We start from the raw sequence: 14,079 nt of genomic DNA, 5'->3' as shown, positions 1-14,079 counted from the left end.
CAGGCTTCATCCGTGGTTTTGGTATTAGTTTGGCGACGATTATCAGATCATAAATGAAGCCTTTTTTCTATCTAAAATATACAGTTAATGCTTAAGATCCTGTATATGAGATAACTTGATAGCATACTCACGAATAGCATCAGGATTAATCCCATCAATATTGGTCACAATCCTACGACCTTTCATATAGGCCGGAAGAATGACACTTTTCACACACTCATGACTCTTACCAGAGCCGGGAACGCCAAAGTAAGCTGTAATAGACATGATAATTACCCAATAATTGGAATTCTTCGAATGATGAAACGCGTAAAAAAGGCCGTAACCACCAAACTCACGCCCAACGTTCCCTGAAGCAGATTGATAAAGTACCAAGCTGCATCAGGAAGCAAATCAAACAAAGATTGAATATTCGTGTTTTTAGGTAACAGCTCTACTACAACAGACATCAATTCTTTAACGACAAGATACAACGCACCAAAGACAATGAACTTAATAACAACAGTACGAAGAATATAACCAAGAACCGCATTCAAAGCTGAAAGTAAAATACCGTACATAGAATTCCCCCCTAAGCGCTTAAAAGCACACGCAAAGCCACTAAAGCCCAAATCAAAGACGCAATAAGCTCTATAAAAGTTCTGTTTTGTTCAATCAGCGGGCAATGAGTATCAATCACTAAATGAAAATCATGGCTCATTAAAGAGAAATGAGAATCTACAGTCGGACAAGTGGCGTTTTTGCCCGATAATTTAAAATCAGAAAGAAAAGGCATGCTATTTTTAATCGGGTCTATAATATCTCGTCCTGTTGGCAGCTCACCCAAATCAGGCGATTTAATATTCGGGTTTTCACCTAAATCAACTTTAGCTTCAACATTAATATCTGTTTTACCGTTGCCACTATTAATGGTTGTTTCATTATTTGTTAATTGATCTATTTCAATATTTTGATACGGGGAAAATAGATCCCGTGCTGTTAGTTTATCTTTTCCTAATTTTCTTAAAGCGTCTGCTATTTCAGATTCAGAAATATAATCATCATCAGAAACAGGAATACCTTGATAATCATCTTGCAAAGCAGCGTCATGTAATAAATCCGTCATTAAATCAGCAACAATAGCATTATCCACTGATTCATCATCAAGAATATCCGCCAATTCAGAAGAGGAAACAGATTTAACAGAGTTTAATTTGTTTTTATTTTTAAAGTAATTACTTTTGTAATCCGTGTTTAACGATAAATAAACTAAATTGCTTATTTTTTTATCATTAATAATATAATCACTATCCGTTGGGGGAGTACACATCCTCTTTCTTTCAGTTACGGGTTCACCATAAATATTAGTTTCACCTGTAGCCAATTCAACAATTTCACAAGGATTGAAACCGTTTTTTAATGTTCTCACATGAAGAACCGCCGGAACAGTAGCCTCATAACGAGTACTCGCACCGCCAATCTCTTCATATACTCCCGGATAAGAGGGGAAGGGACTACCCGCTTTAGATACGAAATCAAGAATATCTACACTGTAAGATGTATTAACATATTTAAAATTCCCATTATCACCCTCAGCATCATAAATAACAGGTTTATATTGGCGCTCAAATTCTTTCACTGAGGCATAAATCATCGCATTCTGAACTGAAGAGGGTTCATCATCTTCAATGAAATAATAATCACCAGAATCATCGCTAATATTAAAACTATAAGTGACCTTATAATTATCAAAAGACATTGATTTAAATACCCCTGAAGGAAGTTCTAAAGGTATATAGGAATTCAAACCATCACCATTAAGCAAATAACCACTCACCACAACAGGGCGTGACGGCGTAACAACCACACCTGTATCACCCCTGATAGCATTACCATAAAGAATAACCGGTTGATCATCCGATGGTTCAAAATCAACAATCTGAGTCCGCCCCCCTATCCTAACTTCATATTTGCCATTTCCTAACGCTACACCGTCCGTCGATACGGCTAAATCCCCTGAGCGGAAAGCACCGATAAGCTCCGATGTTGTCATAACACCACCTGCGATGTTCAACCCCGCCCAAGTGACTTTACCGCCAGAACGCAATGCCGAACGCGCTGGAACGGAAGCCGCTCTAGCCGCTGCGGCGCGAGACATTGCCGCCGCAGTTGATGCAGCTTCTGCCGCTGCTTGCCGTCTTATCGTTTCCTGAAGCGCTAATTCGGTTAAAGGATATTTAGAAACCGCCTGCCTTGCTGTCACATCAGCCACCGCTCTTGTAGCAGCTCTCTTTGTAACAGTCTGAGCAATCACCCTAACCAATAATACCGCAGCCGGATTAGCCCTAACCGGACTAGGATAAACAACAAATAAAAATAAAAAACAAAATGAATAAACTATTAGCCTTTGAATCCCTGAATGACAGCCCATGCGCATAATAGCCCCCAAATAAAAACAACAAGCGTTAATAAGTCAGCATTCATAAACAAAAAAAGGGGCTTTCACCCCTTTACCTATCAAAGTAAATTGAATTAAGCACCGCGAACCATTTTCAATACATGCTTAACACCTGCAATAGCAGCAAGCAAAGTAATAATAGAGCCAGCAATTGCCATAACAGCCACAATAACACCGGAGAAACTAATATTATTTGTTAATGCTGACAAATCAACATCACCCGCTTTACTAGATGCTTCATCAGCAAAAGAAAATACAGAAGAAGCCGCCAAAGTAACACCCAATACAACTTTATTACGAAGAGATTTAAAAGACATACTTTAATTTCCTATATTAAGCATGTTTAACCATGCGTATTATTTGACCCAATCCAAAAGAAAATAAATACAACGTAATTACAGAGCTAAATGCCAGCCCCCACACTTTACCCAAGTAAGGATAATCATAAGAAACTGGAATTTGATTTGATATATCCAATAATATCTTTTGACAATTATTAGACATATCACAAATAGAACCCGTTAAGGAGGACATTACTACTCCTTGTTAAAATGCAGTATTTCTACATTTTTATTAAGTGCTTCACTGTTTCCATAGGAACATAAGAAACATTCCACTGGTTAAACTCAAGTCGTGGCGGATTATCACCAAACGGCTTACCCGGATATAAGCTAGATCCGGAAATCAAATATTTCCCTTCTGGTAATGGATTTGGCTCTGACAAAGTGATAACGGTCTCTGACATTGAACGCGGTCCCATATGCGCAATGACACGCTGTGTATAATAAGGAGTAATTTCGCCCGTATTTTTATTGGTACGTGTTTTTTGCTCAACTTTTACATCAACCGCTGTGACTTCAATATAAAATGGAATTTTTTCTAAAACGGACATGTTGATACTCCTAATTTCTCATTTATTAATGTTTGGTATATTGGGGGCAAATCTAATTTCAGGTTTAAATCAGAAATATGTTCATCTCGAACAATCATAGACAGAACGGCCTGAGTGTCCCCCTCAAAGAAGTGAATAAGTTTTGCGATAGATTTAGAGCCTTGTTTCCTCAACCATCTGACTTTAGATTCAATAGCATCAATGGACTTTCGACCCAAAAGAACCGGAATTGCAGCAGGCTTTGTTGGATTAATAGAAGCCGCATAAGGACACAATCCTGTATAAGTTCCTTGAGTATTTAAAAGCACCTCAATTGGTACGCCTTTCAATTCAGCCTCAGAACGATACCAGGTACCGGAAACCTTTTGCTCAAGAGCTTTATTGTAAACACGCCAGTAAACGCGAGATTGTCGAGAACCTACGGTTACGATCTCTTTGGTATAGCACCCCGCTGCATCTATTTCATGTGCACTACCTAATTTTGGCTTTGGACCCATACCGCCATAAAAGGCATCATCTTTATAAGCGGATAACGCATTATGGCAAGTGAATACATCGTCATAATCATCAGTAGCAAGATCCAAGCGTTTTAATGACGTAATATCTAAATGTTTAAGCCACTTATAAATTTTTCCCGGTGTTGTGCCACTCATAACATGTGTACAACCCTTTCCGCCAATCTGAACGTAAAAAGTACCGTTATTACCGCCCCAGTAAATCATGCCGAAATGTTCATTCCCGCTATCCTCAGAATAAAGCACGGCTGAATCTTGATAGGCAAAACCGCCTGTTCCGCGAGCTGGACCAACAAATAACCCAAAAACAGCAGCAATAAAGCGTCTTAATCGTGAATGTAAACAGGACAACAATTCATTGTTATAGTGTTCTGCTCTACGGTTGATCTCTTCAATAGAAGAAGAAAAAACTTCATATGAGTCAGGCAATGTTTCATATTCATTACCTGATACCGTGTCAGCAAAGCGGCTGCATTGGTAATGCCGATAAGATGGCAAGAATTCATATTTACGCCATTCATGACCTTTTTCCTGAAAGGTATGAACTTCTTTCATACAGGATAGCGGCGCAGAAAAGGCAAGATAATCGATAAGAACGCTTCTATCAGTCATCATTTCAAAGATTCCTGATAGCCAGTGAAACTTCCTGATGTGGTCGCCGTGGAGACGAACACGACTTGATTGCCATAGAGAGAGGTACATTCGTACATCAACTCATCAACAGATGGGTAAAAATCCCACTCATCAGCAACAAGTGCATTGATGCCAAAGCCTGCGATGTAATCGAAGTAGATGATCTTCATAACTCCCTCTCTTGATTACCAAAAGAGGGAGTGAGTTAGGGGTGCTAGGCGGAAGATCGGCGTAGGATTCGCACAATGCACGTTATGTGTAAATTGCTGGGCTGCTCTGAAATTGTAACAGCCCGCAATTCAACATAACGTCGGAGATTATGCGAACCAATGTAGCACTAATATAGAAATGTCACCTGCGTCGGTGAGTTGATCCAAATTGACGGTTCCTCTCATGACTGGTTTGAAGGACGCGCCCCTAAAAACTTAGAGCCGTCAATCCGGTATTCACTAATCCCGATGAGTTTAGAGCAAGCCTGAGAATTCAGGCGTTGCTCTACGGGATTTTCAGTGCGCTACCTAAGCGATGTTACTGGTGTCAGTTGCACATACTCTTAATCTGTGACCATCAGGGTCTATTGCTACGAATGTGTAACCGAATTCAAGATCCGTTGGTTCGAGTTCAAATTCAATGCCAAGAGTTTTCCATTCCTGATACATCAAATCGACATCGTTGCGGGAAACATCAGACTGACATATTTCAAACCCACCAAAATGAGGTTGGGGTTTAGGGTCAATACCAGCCTTGGACTGGATACCTAAAATAAAGTCAGTACTGAGGGAGAAAACAGAGAATTCCTCATAGGTTTCTAAGGGTTCTGACTTCAGTATTTTTCTATAGAATTCAGTGCTTAGAGAGACATCATCGACATAGATAATTAAGCTATTTGGTCTAAACATGCCACGCCCTTATATCAGGTTTTAGTTGTACATATTATACGCCAATCCACTTTGATAGGTGACATTTCTACTTTGCGGAACAGGGTGACATTTTAAACTTGCAATAACAAGAGATAACACCAGTTAATGTTGATTGGGTATCCTTTCTGGGCGAAATTAATACCGCCTTCTATGAAGGCGGATTTTTACTATCAATAGATTACTTAATCTGAAATTAACCAAGACTACACTGAATAATCGCAGAAATAGATGCATATGAATCAATATGGACCGTGCTACCACGTATATTGCTCCACTGCGCTTTTATAATGGAAATGTTAGACGCAAGAGAACAACTGGCAACTAGTGTGAATGGCATACGGCCATAAGATTCTGGATTCTTATTACTGTAAGTAAAACCACCGAAGGCTAACTGTTCACCTTGACCGGTTGTAATAATAAAATTCCCTCCAGGAAAATTGTTACCTGAAGCATAGGGAGTTGGTATATTTAGGGTGATTAATGCGGTTAAACCTGGTGAGTTAGAATATCTTGATACATCAATTTCCAAACCAGGTATGTCAACATAATTGGTGCTTGATGTTTGTATGGGATTGTTATGTGGATTTATTGATGCAAATACAATTGCCATGATTAATACTCCTGGGCTAGTTATTTTCGTTTTTTATTTAAGTCCCTCAATAATTCTTATCCTAATTTTTAATTTATACAAATCACTACTACAACGGTAAATACATCATATAATTCAGAACACATTATCATAAATTTCTGTTAGTTAATCATTTAAAAATTAAAAAAACATTGCTATTTAATAGATGTTCACATGGTATCAATTTTTATTATATACCAATCGCCTTTCAAGGCGCGTCTTATATCTCCCGCTACGCGGGGAGATATAAACAATCACATTGATTTGCAAGCTGTAACTTGAAGTTGGATTGGTATATACATACAGGAAGCGGACGGTAGGAGGCACAGACATTTTCCTTCCGCTCCCCTGTGGGAAATGACTTAATGGTAGTAGTACATGATAATGGAATCCAACATTCAGAACGAAACCATATCTGCCGGATTAATCGTGCTTATTACTCCCAGAGCGCCTTTAATTAATGGGATAGCCACCGGAGAGAGATAGGAGCCTAGCGGAATCCTTGTGTGATCAATGCAGGTAAGCATAGCAAAGTCGCGGTTACGTCCGATGAGATCGTCGCTGATGGCTTTGCCAACACGTACCGTTTGTGCCACTCCATGTCCGCTCCAGCCATGCACCATATAGACAGGGATGTTGTCACCACTTTTGCGGGCATCGGTGGCACCGTTCAGGGTCAGATCGCTGATCCCACCCCAAGAGTATTCCAGTTCAGGTTTTTCCAAATACGGGAATACGGTTCTGATACGATCAAGCAAGTAGTTGTTCACATCGCGCGGTGACCAGGAGTTACCCGTGCCCTGTCCACCAAATAACAGACGATTGCCACGCACCGCGCGATAATAGTCTATCTGTAACTGTGTATCGTAGACCGGCAGATCTGACGGAATCAGTTTTTTGATATCCACCAACGGCGAGGTTACTGCCACATAGGTGAAAAAAGGCACTGTAGTAGAAGGACCGGAAATAAACTCATCCGTAGAGCCATGTACCCCCAGCACCACAGCTTTACTCGCTCTGATAAGTCCCCGCTCAGTTTCTATAACCGTGCTGCTGACATCCTGTCTAATGCCCTTCACCTTTGTACTGTCATAGACTCGTCCTCCCAGTCTGACAAAGCCATACACCAAGCCCCGCAGCAGCGCCAGAGGTTGAACCTGTCCACCGATGCTGTCGATATTGGCACCATGATAGATACTCGAACACACATACTCTTCCTGCAATTCGTGTGGCCCAATAACTTTCACTGCCCTATCCCCCAGCTGGCGTCGGGCATCAACATTAGCAACCAATGGCCCCATGTGACCTGGATGTATCGCCGCAGTAATGTGACCATATTTGCGGTCACATTCAAAGCCGTAACGTTCGCGGAGCTCATCCACAAGTTCCATTGCTTCAATCGATGCAAAACGCCATAAACGTTTAGCCTCATCAAGGGAAAATTTTTCCAGTATGGTTTCAGCTTCCCAGCGGGCAATGCCGGGTGTCATCTGTCCCCCATTACGGCCAGAGGCTCCCGAACCAATGTTATCCTTTTCAACCAGAATCACATCTATGCCCTTTTCAGCAAGATGCAGCGCAGTAGATGCTCCCAGTAACCCACCACCAATAACTGCAACCTCACAGCTCTGATCTCTGGAGAAGCTTCCAAAAGCTGGCCAATCAGCCAAAGATGCCTCATAGTAGTTGGCAGGCATGGCGTTGGTAGTCATGTCTCTATGCCAATTCCAGATGCGCGGATCCAAACCCAACCTGCTGGTTCTATACTGTGCATCCTGCAACAACGTCGGCCGGAATGGGTTAATATTGATGACCGGAGTATCAACCGCAGTTAATGCCTGAGCAAGCAGAGATGCAGAGGGAAGTATGGATGAAAGGACTCCCGCCCCTGCAAAAGTTGCGGCAGTAGAGATAAAATCTCTTCTGTTCATTGCCATTTCAGCTCTCCTTTAATGGAGTGAATCCGATTCTTTGAATCGTATTTATTACTACCCATCTGTCCTTTCAGAGCAGCGAGTATCAGTAAAATAACAGTGCCGACAAAGGGGATCAGATGTAACAATAGCCACCAGGCGCTACAATTAATATCGTGTAGACGGCGGGCATTTACCGCCAATGCTGGCAAAAATGTGGCCAGTAAATAGATAGCACTAAACCACCCCATATAAATTTCGGGGTTGGCAATAGCAAATAGCCTTTCCAGGAAGGAAATGATGAGAGCAGCAAGGAGCTGAAACAGAAAAAAATGCCAGAACTCCTTACGCTGAGCCCTCCCTCTGAAACAGGTATAATTCTTTAATACGTTTAGATACCAGTGCATTGTTGTCCTCTCTTATGAACCCGCTCAGGTACTCGCTGCCGTCACGTACAATTCCTCCTGGTTATCTCCGGTCAAACGGCAGATCTACAGTTCAGTTCGAGTAAGACAGATTTCAGGGTATTAAGTGCCTCGTCAAAAACATCATCTTGTATGGTCAGCGGTGGAAGGAAACGGATTACGTTGCCATGTATACCACACGTCAACAGAATTAGGCCACGTTCTAGCGCTTTCTGACGTACCGCGTTGGTAAAATTGGCATCAGGTTCTTGACTCTCCGCACGATTAAATTCCACCGCAATCATCAGCCCAAGCCCCCGCACATCAGCAATCTGTGGGACATGCGGGCGCAGTTTATGCAGATATTGTTTTAGCCGTTCTCCCAGCTGCATTGCACGCTCAGCCAGCTTTTCTTCTTCGATTACATCCAGTACCGCGTGACCAGCAGCAATCGCTACCGGGTTACCTCCATAGGTTCCCCCCAATCCCCCTGGCACTACAGCGTCCATCAACTCTGATCGTCCCGTTACAGCTGCCAGCGGAAACCCTCCCGCCAGCCCTTTTGCCATCGTAGTCAGATCGGCTGCAATCTGATGGTGTTCCATAGCAAACAGTTTTCCTGTACGCGCGAAACCCGTCTGAATTTCATCAGCAATGAGTACAATACCGTAGCGATCGGCAATTTCGCGTAGAGATTTGAGTAAGTTGGGAGGTGCAGGATAAAATCCGCCTTCACCCTGTATTGGCTCGATGATAATGGCAGCAACGCGCGTGGGTTCAATATCAGCTTTGAAGAGATTCTCTAGCGCGTTCAGTGTCTGCTCTACACTGATACCGTGTAACTCTACCGGAAATGGAACACGGTAAACGTCGCCGACTAGCGGGCCAAACCCCATCTTGTACGGTGCGACTTTGCCGGTTAATGCCATACCAAGGAAGGTACGTCCATGAAAAGCGCCGCTGAAAGCGACTACACCATTACGTCCGGTAGCAGCACGCGCGATCTTCACGGCATTTTCTACTGCCTCAGCCCCTGTGGTGACAAAAACGGTCTTTTTCACAAAATCACCCGGAACCAGATGGTTCAATCGCTCGGCTAGCGCTACATAATTTTCATAAGGCACTACTTGATGACAGGTGTGGGTAAATTGTTCCAACTGCTCTCTGGCCGCAGCAATGACGCGCGGGTGGCGATGGCCGGTATTCACTACGGCGATACCGGCGGCAAAATCAATATAGCGTTGTCCTTGGGAATCCCAGATTTCAGCATTTTCTGCGCGTTCAGCATAGACTTGTGTAGTCACGCCTACGCCTTTTGCGATAGCTGCCCTACGTCTTTTAGCTAACATAGATTCAGTCATAAACAAAAACTCCTGAGTAATTTTAATTAGTGGGGTTCAGCTGACAAACGCCCTGTGTGATGACGGTAGGATCACCAAGTGCAATGAAGGGACTTCTCGATTGGCCGAACGGTTAACGTCTTGGCCCTTCAATAGTGAACCTGACCGCACTCCTGGCACGGTTGAAGTCACGACACGCGCATCGTCATTAATAATTAATGCAGGCTTACCGATAGCACCAAGAACCGGCAGAAGTAACCGATCCAGCGTCGAAACCAGAATATCCACTGCCGCGACACCGGCAAACTCTTCACCGATAAGCACCGGATGGGCTATCGTAATCGTGTAGGCGCCATTACAGACATAATCCACATAAGGGCCATCGATGACGGGAAGATGACGGCTGGCTGGTTGCCGGAACCACTCAAACGATCGGAAATCCAAACGTCTGCATTGCTCTTGATTTTGTTCCAGCTGCGCATATTGAATGGTATTCCCTTCCTGACGCCACCATTCCAGCGTCCAGTAACCGCTCTCTTCCCTAACCGTATTTGGTATCGCATAGCTGGCAAATCCCGCCCCGTTACACCAAACGTGGTTACACTGCAGTACATCTTGGATATGTTTTTGCAATACGTCGCGCTGCTCCTGCTGCAAACGAACACCTTCCGTACGATATAACGGTAGTTCTAATAAAATACATGCTGTTTTATCCGCTAAAGTTGTAGTGGCCCGCTGCGCCGCAACCAGGATACCGTCCAGGATATTCTTGGCTCGTTCTACATATATGTTGTTGTACATATGCCCCCCTTCCAGGGATAAATGCCGCCACATTACTTGCGATCAGATCGCTGTAAGAATGATGCATCGGTATCCATACGCAATTTGTATTCAAGCAAGTGGTCAGTAATTCGGGTAATCATCTTCTGTGCCAGTTGGTAACAGGCGAAACCATCCCCTTTATACAAAGCGGCCAAGATTGTATGCCAGGCGGCAGCAACCTCGTTGTGAATAACTGCCTCTCGATATAGAAGTACCATCAAAGGCGCCCATTCAGCCTGTATCTCCAGCTCTTGATTGGCGAGCCTGGCTGATTGGGCCTGGGATGCCAGGGTTAACAGGCAGCGCATATCTGCCTGTATACGTGCATCTGGCTGCGTTGCGGTTGCAAAGCTGTCGATCAGTTGTCCAAGCTTTCTCAGTTCACCTTGTGTTGAACGTTGAGCCGCAAGCCTCGCACTGTGACCAATCACTGCACAGTGAAACTCGCTGAAATCCGCCAGTTCACCTGAAGCCATCAGCCGCAACGGGTGATATTTCTGCATTGTCTCAACGGAAACTTGGCACACAAAACTGCCGCCATGACGTCCGCGCCGAGTATCAATCAACTGCCTGGCACGTAGCGTGTTCAGGGCATCGCGAACAGTTACCGGTGACACACCCAGCAGCCGCGACAACTCGTTTTCGTTAGGCAACTGCTCATCAGTTTGTAATATCCCGGAGATGATCGCGTTACTTAAACGTTCCACAACCTGTTCGGTTCTGGTGGCCTGATCGAGTGGTGCGTAGACGATGGAATATGCCGTCATTTTCTAACAAAGATACCGTGGTGGTGTAGCGCTTGCGCATCCTCTGGTACTGGTGTGATAGCATCCCAAAGTTCAGCCACTTTGCCATTCTCGACGCGCCATAGTTCAAAATAACTGTGACGCACTCCGGCAATACTTCCCTCTGAATGGGTCAGAACAAACTGCCCGTCGGCTACTGTATGGTGGATTTTTGTATAATGCAGGCCCTGTCCTTCATCTTTCAGTTGCTTAAGGAATGCAATAACTGCAGCCGTACCATCGGAAATATCGGGGCTATGCTGGCGGAATGCCTTACCATTGGTGTAATGTTCAAACTCATCATAATGCCCTTCGATCAGGGTCCGCGTGAAAAAATCAACCACTAGTTCACGGTTTTTCTCTCTGTCACGGCTAGGGCCTGTTTCCGTTGGGCCATCTAATTGAGTTCGGCCACTGGCATTCGGCGCGGACTGCGGTACTAAACCATCCCAGTGTTCCACGATTAAGCCATCGGTAACCCGGTAAAGATCGAAACCAACCAACGGCTTATCGTCTAAGCCGGTGAAACGGCCGTGGATAGCAACCAGATCATCGTCTTGTAGTACGCGAAATGTTTCATGATGCAGTTCGGGATGTGACTGGACCAACTCACGCAGTCCGGTAAGACCGTTTTTGATTAGTGGAGAATGTTCAATGAAATTCGGCGCAAAATAACGCTCAAGCGCCCTCACATCACGGTCAGTAAACAGTTCATGGTGCGCACGTGATACCAGGTCGCGCAAAGATATTTTTTGATTCATTGTGGATATCCTTGTATCAATCATTGGAACTCATCACGTGTTTGATACGTGTGTATTCATCGAAACCATAGGCCGACAAATCTTTACCGTATCCAGATTGCTTAAAGCCACCATGTGGTGCTTCTGCCGTAAGAGGAATATGGGTGTTAATCCAGACAGTTCCAAAATCAAGCTCACGAGACAGGCGTAACGTACGGCCATGATCGCGAGTCCAGACACTGGAGGCTAATCCGTACTTCACATCGTTAGCTTTCTCGATAGCTTCCTGTTCTGTCAGGAATTTCTGCACTGTGATAACAGGACCAAAAATCTCAGTCTGAATCACTTCATCATACTGCTCCAGGCCAGTAATCACTGTAGGTTCAAAATAATATCCCGAACGACTGGCCTGACGCCCTCCTGTTTCGATACGGGCATGAGCGGGCAGACGCGCAATAAACCCTTTGACTTGTTCCAGTTGACGAACATTATTAAGTGGCCCATACAGCGCCTCTTTATCTTCTGGCTCGCCAAAACGGGTGGCTTTAGCTGCCGTCACCAATTTAGCGACGAAGGTATCGTGAACAGATTCATGCACCAACACACGTGAAGCCGCCGTGCAATCCTGACCTGCGTTGAAGAACCCTGCGGTAACGATGGTATCCACTGCCTTATCGATATCCGCATCAGCAAAAACGACTACCGGCGCTTTACCTCCCAGCTCAAGATGCGCTTTGGTGAGATTATCCGCCGCCGAAGAGGCAACCTGAAAACCTGCACGTGTGGAACCAGTAATAGAAACCATAGCAGGCGTTTTGTGTGAAACGACCAGAGCGCCCGCACTCGCATTACCCAATACCACGTTGAAGGCGCCAGCAGGGAAAAACGGCGCGGACAGTTCAGCCAGTAGCAAAGTGCTTTCCGGTGTGGTGTCACTTGGTTTAAGCACCACAGTATTACCTGCGGCCAGAGCAGGTGCTATCTTCCACACCGCCATCATCAACGGATAGTTCCATGGGGTAACCTGCCCCACCACGCCCAGCGGTTCACGCCGAATGCTGGTGGTCATATCAGGGAGATATTCTGCTGTAGCTTTGCCTTCCAAAAAACGGGCGGCACCAGCGAAAAAGCGGATATGATCCACAGATGTTGCAACCTCCTCGGAAGCAATCAGGTGTTTGAGCTGCCCTGTATTGCGGCTTTGTAATTCAATCAGGCGTTCAGCGTTTTTTTCTATCGTATCTGCCAGTGCTAATAACGCCCGTTGGCGCGCTGAGGGGGTACTGCGGCCCCATATCTTAAATGCCTCTTTAGCCGATGCGTAAGCATCATCAACATCCGCCGTGGTCGCGTTAGGAGAACGCGCATAAGATTCACCAGTGACCGGGCTTACCAGATCAAAATATTCGGAACCTTTAGTTTCAACATACTGACCATTAATGAAATGCCTAAGCGTTGGTATCGACATGGTTACTTCCTCTCCTTATGGATTAAACGGATAAAATATAACCTATGATTTAATATATTTAACGGTTGCATTTTAGTCAAATTTGTATAAAAAATGTAAAAACAAGAGGAAAGTTAGATACATATATGTAACTTTAAGGACTGTCGGCAGAAAAAAATCTTCAGATCTGTGAGAAAGATCGAAGATTTCATGTTTTGCGTGCTGGACAAGATGAAAGAATAGCAGGTTTATGTAATTTCAACTTTCAACTGACTATAAAACTTATGCATATATACCAATATAACTTCAAAATGCGTGTGATTTCATATAGGGTTGTCAATTGCAACTTGAAGTTTAATGCATATATTTGCGAATTATCTGAATTCTTAAGCAAATAATTTCTACATAATTGTTTAACCTGTTCTTCTAATTTATCGCGTAACAGCGAGCAATAAATTAAATAAAACATGTCATACAAATGTAATGATATTGGGTCACGTATTCAATTTGTTGTTTCTCATGTATACTCCTCACTTTTTCAGGAAATCAGATGGCAACGGTAGAAGTGAAATGTCGATTTTGTCAACAAACCGAATCGGTAAG

17 protein-coding genes are annotated in these 14,079 nt (G+C 44.0%); all 17 read right to left on the bottom strand.

Features of this window, described 5'->3' with window-relative positions; genetic code table 11:
* Positions 1-84: 84 nt before the first annotated feature.
* Positions 85-267: a zonular occludens toxin domain-containing protein gene (locus tag IQ211_RS15110; RefSeq protein WP_189760800.1), complete on the bottom strand. Its 183-nt coding sequence runs from the start codon at positions 265-267 to the stop codon at positions 85-87.
* 5 nt (positions 268-272) lie between these two features.
* On the bottom strand, positions 273-560 hold the full coding sequence (locus tag IQ211_RS15105) for a DUF2523 family protein (RefSeq protein WP_189760801.1): 288 nt from the start codon (positions 558-560) through the stop codon (positions 273-275).
* Between the two features lie 11 nt (positions 561-571).
* Positions 572-2,416 carry a hypothetical protein gene (locus IQ211_RS15100; protein WP_189760802.1) on the bottom strand — a complete coding sequence of 615 codons (1,845 nt, stop codon included), beginning with the start codon at positions 2,414-2,416 and terminating at the stop codon, positions 572-574.
* A gap of 95 nt (positions 2,417-2,511) precedes the next feature.
* A complete protein-coding gene (locus IQ211_RS15095) occupies positions 2,512-2,754 on the bottom strand; it encodes a hypothetical protein (RefSeq protein ID WP_223281825.1) in 243 nt (80 codons plus the stop codon).
* A 16-nt stretch (positions 2,755-2,770) separates the two neighbouring features.
* A complete protein-coding gene (locus IQ211_RS15090) occupies positions 2,771-2,971 on the bottom strand; it encodes a hypothetical protein (protein ID WP_189760803.1) in 201 nt (66 codons plus the stop codon).
* Positions 2,972-2,999: 28 nt separating this feature from the next.
* Positions 3,000-3,329 carry a hypothetical protein gene (locus tag IQ211_RS15085; protein WP_189760804.1) on the bottom strand — a complete coding sequence of 110 codons (330 nt, stop codon included), beginning with the start codon at positions 3,327-3,329 and terminating at the stop codon, positions 3,000-3,002.
* Positions 3,317-4,459 (bottom strand): replication initiation factor domain-containing protein, encoded by a 1,143-nt coding sequence (locus IQ211_RS15080; protein ID WP_189760805.1) that lies wholly within the window; start codon positions 4,457-4,459, stop codon positions 3,317-3,319. Before IQ211_RS15080 ends, IQ211_RS15085 begins: the two co-directional genes overlap by 13 nt.
* A complete protein-coding gene (locus IQ211_RS15075; RefSeq protein WP_189760806.1) occupies positions 4,456-4,647 on the bottom strand; it encodes a hypothetical protein in 192 nt (63 codons plus the stop codon). The genes IQ211_RS15080 and IQ211_RS15075 overlap by 4 nt, the downstream gene beginning before the upstream one ends.
* 348 nt (positions 4,648-4,995) lie before the next feature.
* Positions 4,996-5,376: a VOC family protein gene (locus IQ211_RS15070; protein ID WP_189760807.1), complete on the bottom strand. Its 381-nt coding sequence runs from the start codon at positions 5,374-5,376 to the stop codon at positions 4,996-4,998.
* 214 nt (positions 5,377-5,590) lie between these two features.
* A complete protein-coding gene (locus tag IQ211_RS15065; RefSeq protein WP_189760808.1) occupies positions 5,591-6,007 on the bottom strand; it encodes a hypothetical protein in 417 nt (138 codons plus the stop codon).
* A gap of 416 nt (positions 6,008-6,423) precedes the next feature.
* A complete protein-coding gene (locus IQ211_RS15060) occupies positions 6,424-7,962 on the bottom strand; it encodes an NAD(P)/FAD-dependent oxidoreductase (protein WP_189760809.1) in 1,539 nt (512 codons plus the stop codon).
* The gene (locus IQ211_RS15055) at positions 7,953-8,345 is read right to left on the bottom strand and encodes a DUF805 domain-containing protein (RefSeq protein WP_189760810.1); all 393 of its coding nucleotides are present in this window, start codon (positions 8,343-8,345) and stop codon (positions 7,953-7,955) included. The genes IQ211_RS15060 and IQ211_RS15055 overlap by 10 nt, the downstream gene beginning before the upstream one ends.
* Before the next feature lie 71 nt (positions 8,346-8,416).
* Positions 8,417-9,703 carry a 4-aminobutyrate--2-oxoglutarate transaminase gene (locus IQ211_RS15050; protein ID WP_189760811.1) on the bottom strand — a complete coding sequence of 429 codons (1,287 nt, stop codon included), beginning with the start codon at positions 9,701-9,703 and terminating at the stop codon, positions 8,417-8,419.
* Positions 9,704-9,739: 36 nt separating this feature from the next.
* Positions 9,740-10,483, bottom strand: coding sequence for a cache domain-containing protein (locus tag IQ211_RS15045; RefSeq protein WP_189760812.1), 744 nt, complete (start codon positions 10,481-10,483; stop codon positions 9,740-9,742).
* A gap of 32 nt (positions 10,484-10,515) precedes the next feature.
* Positions 10,516-11,271 carry a FadR/GntR family transcriptional regulator gene (locus IQ211_RS15040; RefSeq protein WP_189760813.1) on the bottom strand — a complete coding sequence of 252 codons (756 nt, stop codon included), beginning with the start codon at positions 11,269-11,271 and terminating at the stop codon, positions 10,516-10,518.
* Complete coding sequence (locus IQ211_RS15035) at positions 11,268-12,050, bottom strand: nuclear transport factor 2 family protein (RefSeq protein WP_189760814.1); 783 nt, start codon at positions 12,048-12,050, stop codon at positions 11,268-11,270. Before IQ211_RS15035 ends, IQ211_RS15040 begins: the two co-directional genes overlap by 4 nt.
* Before the next feature lie 16 nt (positions 12,051-12,066).
* Positions 12,067-13,497, bottom strand: a complete 1,431-nt coding sequence (locus tag IQ211_RS15030; RefSeq protein ID WP_189760815.1) for a gamma-aminobutyraldehyde dehydrogenase — start codon at positions 13,495-13,497, stop codon at positions 12,067-12,069.
* Positions 13,498-14,079 lie beyond the last annotated feature (582 nt).

The sequence above is a fragment of the Xenorhabdus griffiniae genome, assembly GCF_015163655.1.
Classification (GTDB): Bacteria; Pseudomonadota; Gammaproteobacteria; order Enterobacterales; family Enterobacteriaceae; genus Xenorhabdus; species Xenorhabdus griffiniae.
The sequence above is the reverse complement of the archived record's forward strand: the minus strand, read 5'-3'. Positions and strand labels throughout refer to the sequence as shown.

Excerpts from the sequence above, each read along its gene's own strand:
- IQ211_RS15035 (WP_189760814.1), bottom strand. The coding sequence starts at position 12,050 with ATGAATCAAAAAATATCTTTGCGCGACCTGGTATCACGTGCGCACCAT.
- IQ211_RS15105 (WP_189760801.1), bottom strand. The coding sequence starts at position 560 with ATGTACGGTATTTTACTTTCAGCTTTGAATGCGGTTCTTGGTTATATT.
- IQ211_RS15100 (WP_189760802.1), bottom strand. The coding sequence starts at position 2,416 with ATGCGCATGGGCTGTCATTCAGGGATTCAAAGGCTAATAGTTTATTCA.
- IQ211_RS15075 (WP_189760806.1), bottom strand. The coding sequence starts at position 4,647 with ATGAAGATCATCTACTTCGATTACATCGCAGGCTTTGGCATCAATGCA.
- IQ211_RS15085 (WP_189760804.1), bottom strand. The coding sequence starts at position 3,329 with ATGTCCGTTTTAGAAAAAATTCCATTTTATATTGAAGTCACAGCGGTT.
- IQ211_RS15070 (WP_189760807.1), bottom strand. The coding sequence starts at position 5,376 with ATGTTTAGACCAAATAGCTTAATTATCTATGTCGATGATGTCTCTCTA.
- IQ211_RS15040 (WP_189760813.1), bottom strand. The coding sequence starts at position 11,271 with ATGACGGCATATTCCATCGTCTACGCACCACTCGATCAGGCCACCAGA.
- IQ211_RS15080 (WP_189760805.1), bottom strand. The coding sequence starts at position 4,459 with ATGATGACTGATAGAAGCGTTCTTATCGATTATCTTGCCTTTTCTGCG.
- IQ211_RS15090 (WP_189760803.1), bottom strand. The coding sequence starts at position 2,971 with ATGTCCTCCTTAACGGGTTCTATTTGTGATATGTCTAATAATTGTCAA.
- IQ211_RS15095 (WP_223281825.1), bottom strand. The coding sequence starts at position 2,754 with ATGTCTTTTAAATCTCTTCGTAATAAAGTTGTATTGGGTGTTACTTTG.
- IQ211_RS15030 (WP_189760815.1), bottom strand. The coding sequence starts at position 13,497 with ATGTCGATACCAACGCTTAGGCATTTCATTAATGGTCAGTATGTTGAA.
- IQ211_RS15110 (WP_189760800.1), bottom strand. The coding sequence starts at position 267 with ATGTCTATTACAGCTTACTTTGGCGTTCCCGGCTCTGGTAAGAGTCAT.
- IQ211_RS15045 (WP_189760812.1), bottom strand. The coding sequence starts at position 10,483 with ATGTACAACAACATATATGTAGAACGAGCCAAGAATATCCTGGACGGT.
- IQ211_RS15065 (WP_189760808.1), bottom strand. The coding sequence starts at position 6,007 with ATGGCAATTGTATTTGCATCAATAAATCCACATAACAATCCCATACAA.
- IQ211_RS15060 (WP_189760809.1), bottom strand. The coding sequence starts at position 7,962 with ATGGCAATGAACAGAAGAGATTTTATCTCTACTGCCGCAACTTTTGCA.
- IQ211_RS15050 (WP_189760811.1), bottom strand. The coding sequence starts at position 9,703 with ATGACTGAATCTATGTTAGCTAAAAGACGTAGGGCAGCTATCGCAAAA.
- IQ211_RS15055 (WP_189760810.1), bottom strand. The coding sequence starts at position 8,345 with ATGCACTGGTATCTAAACGTATTAAAGAATTATACCTGTTTCAGAGGG.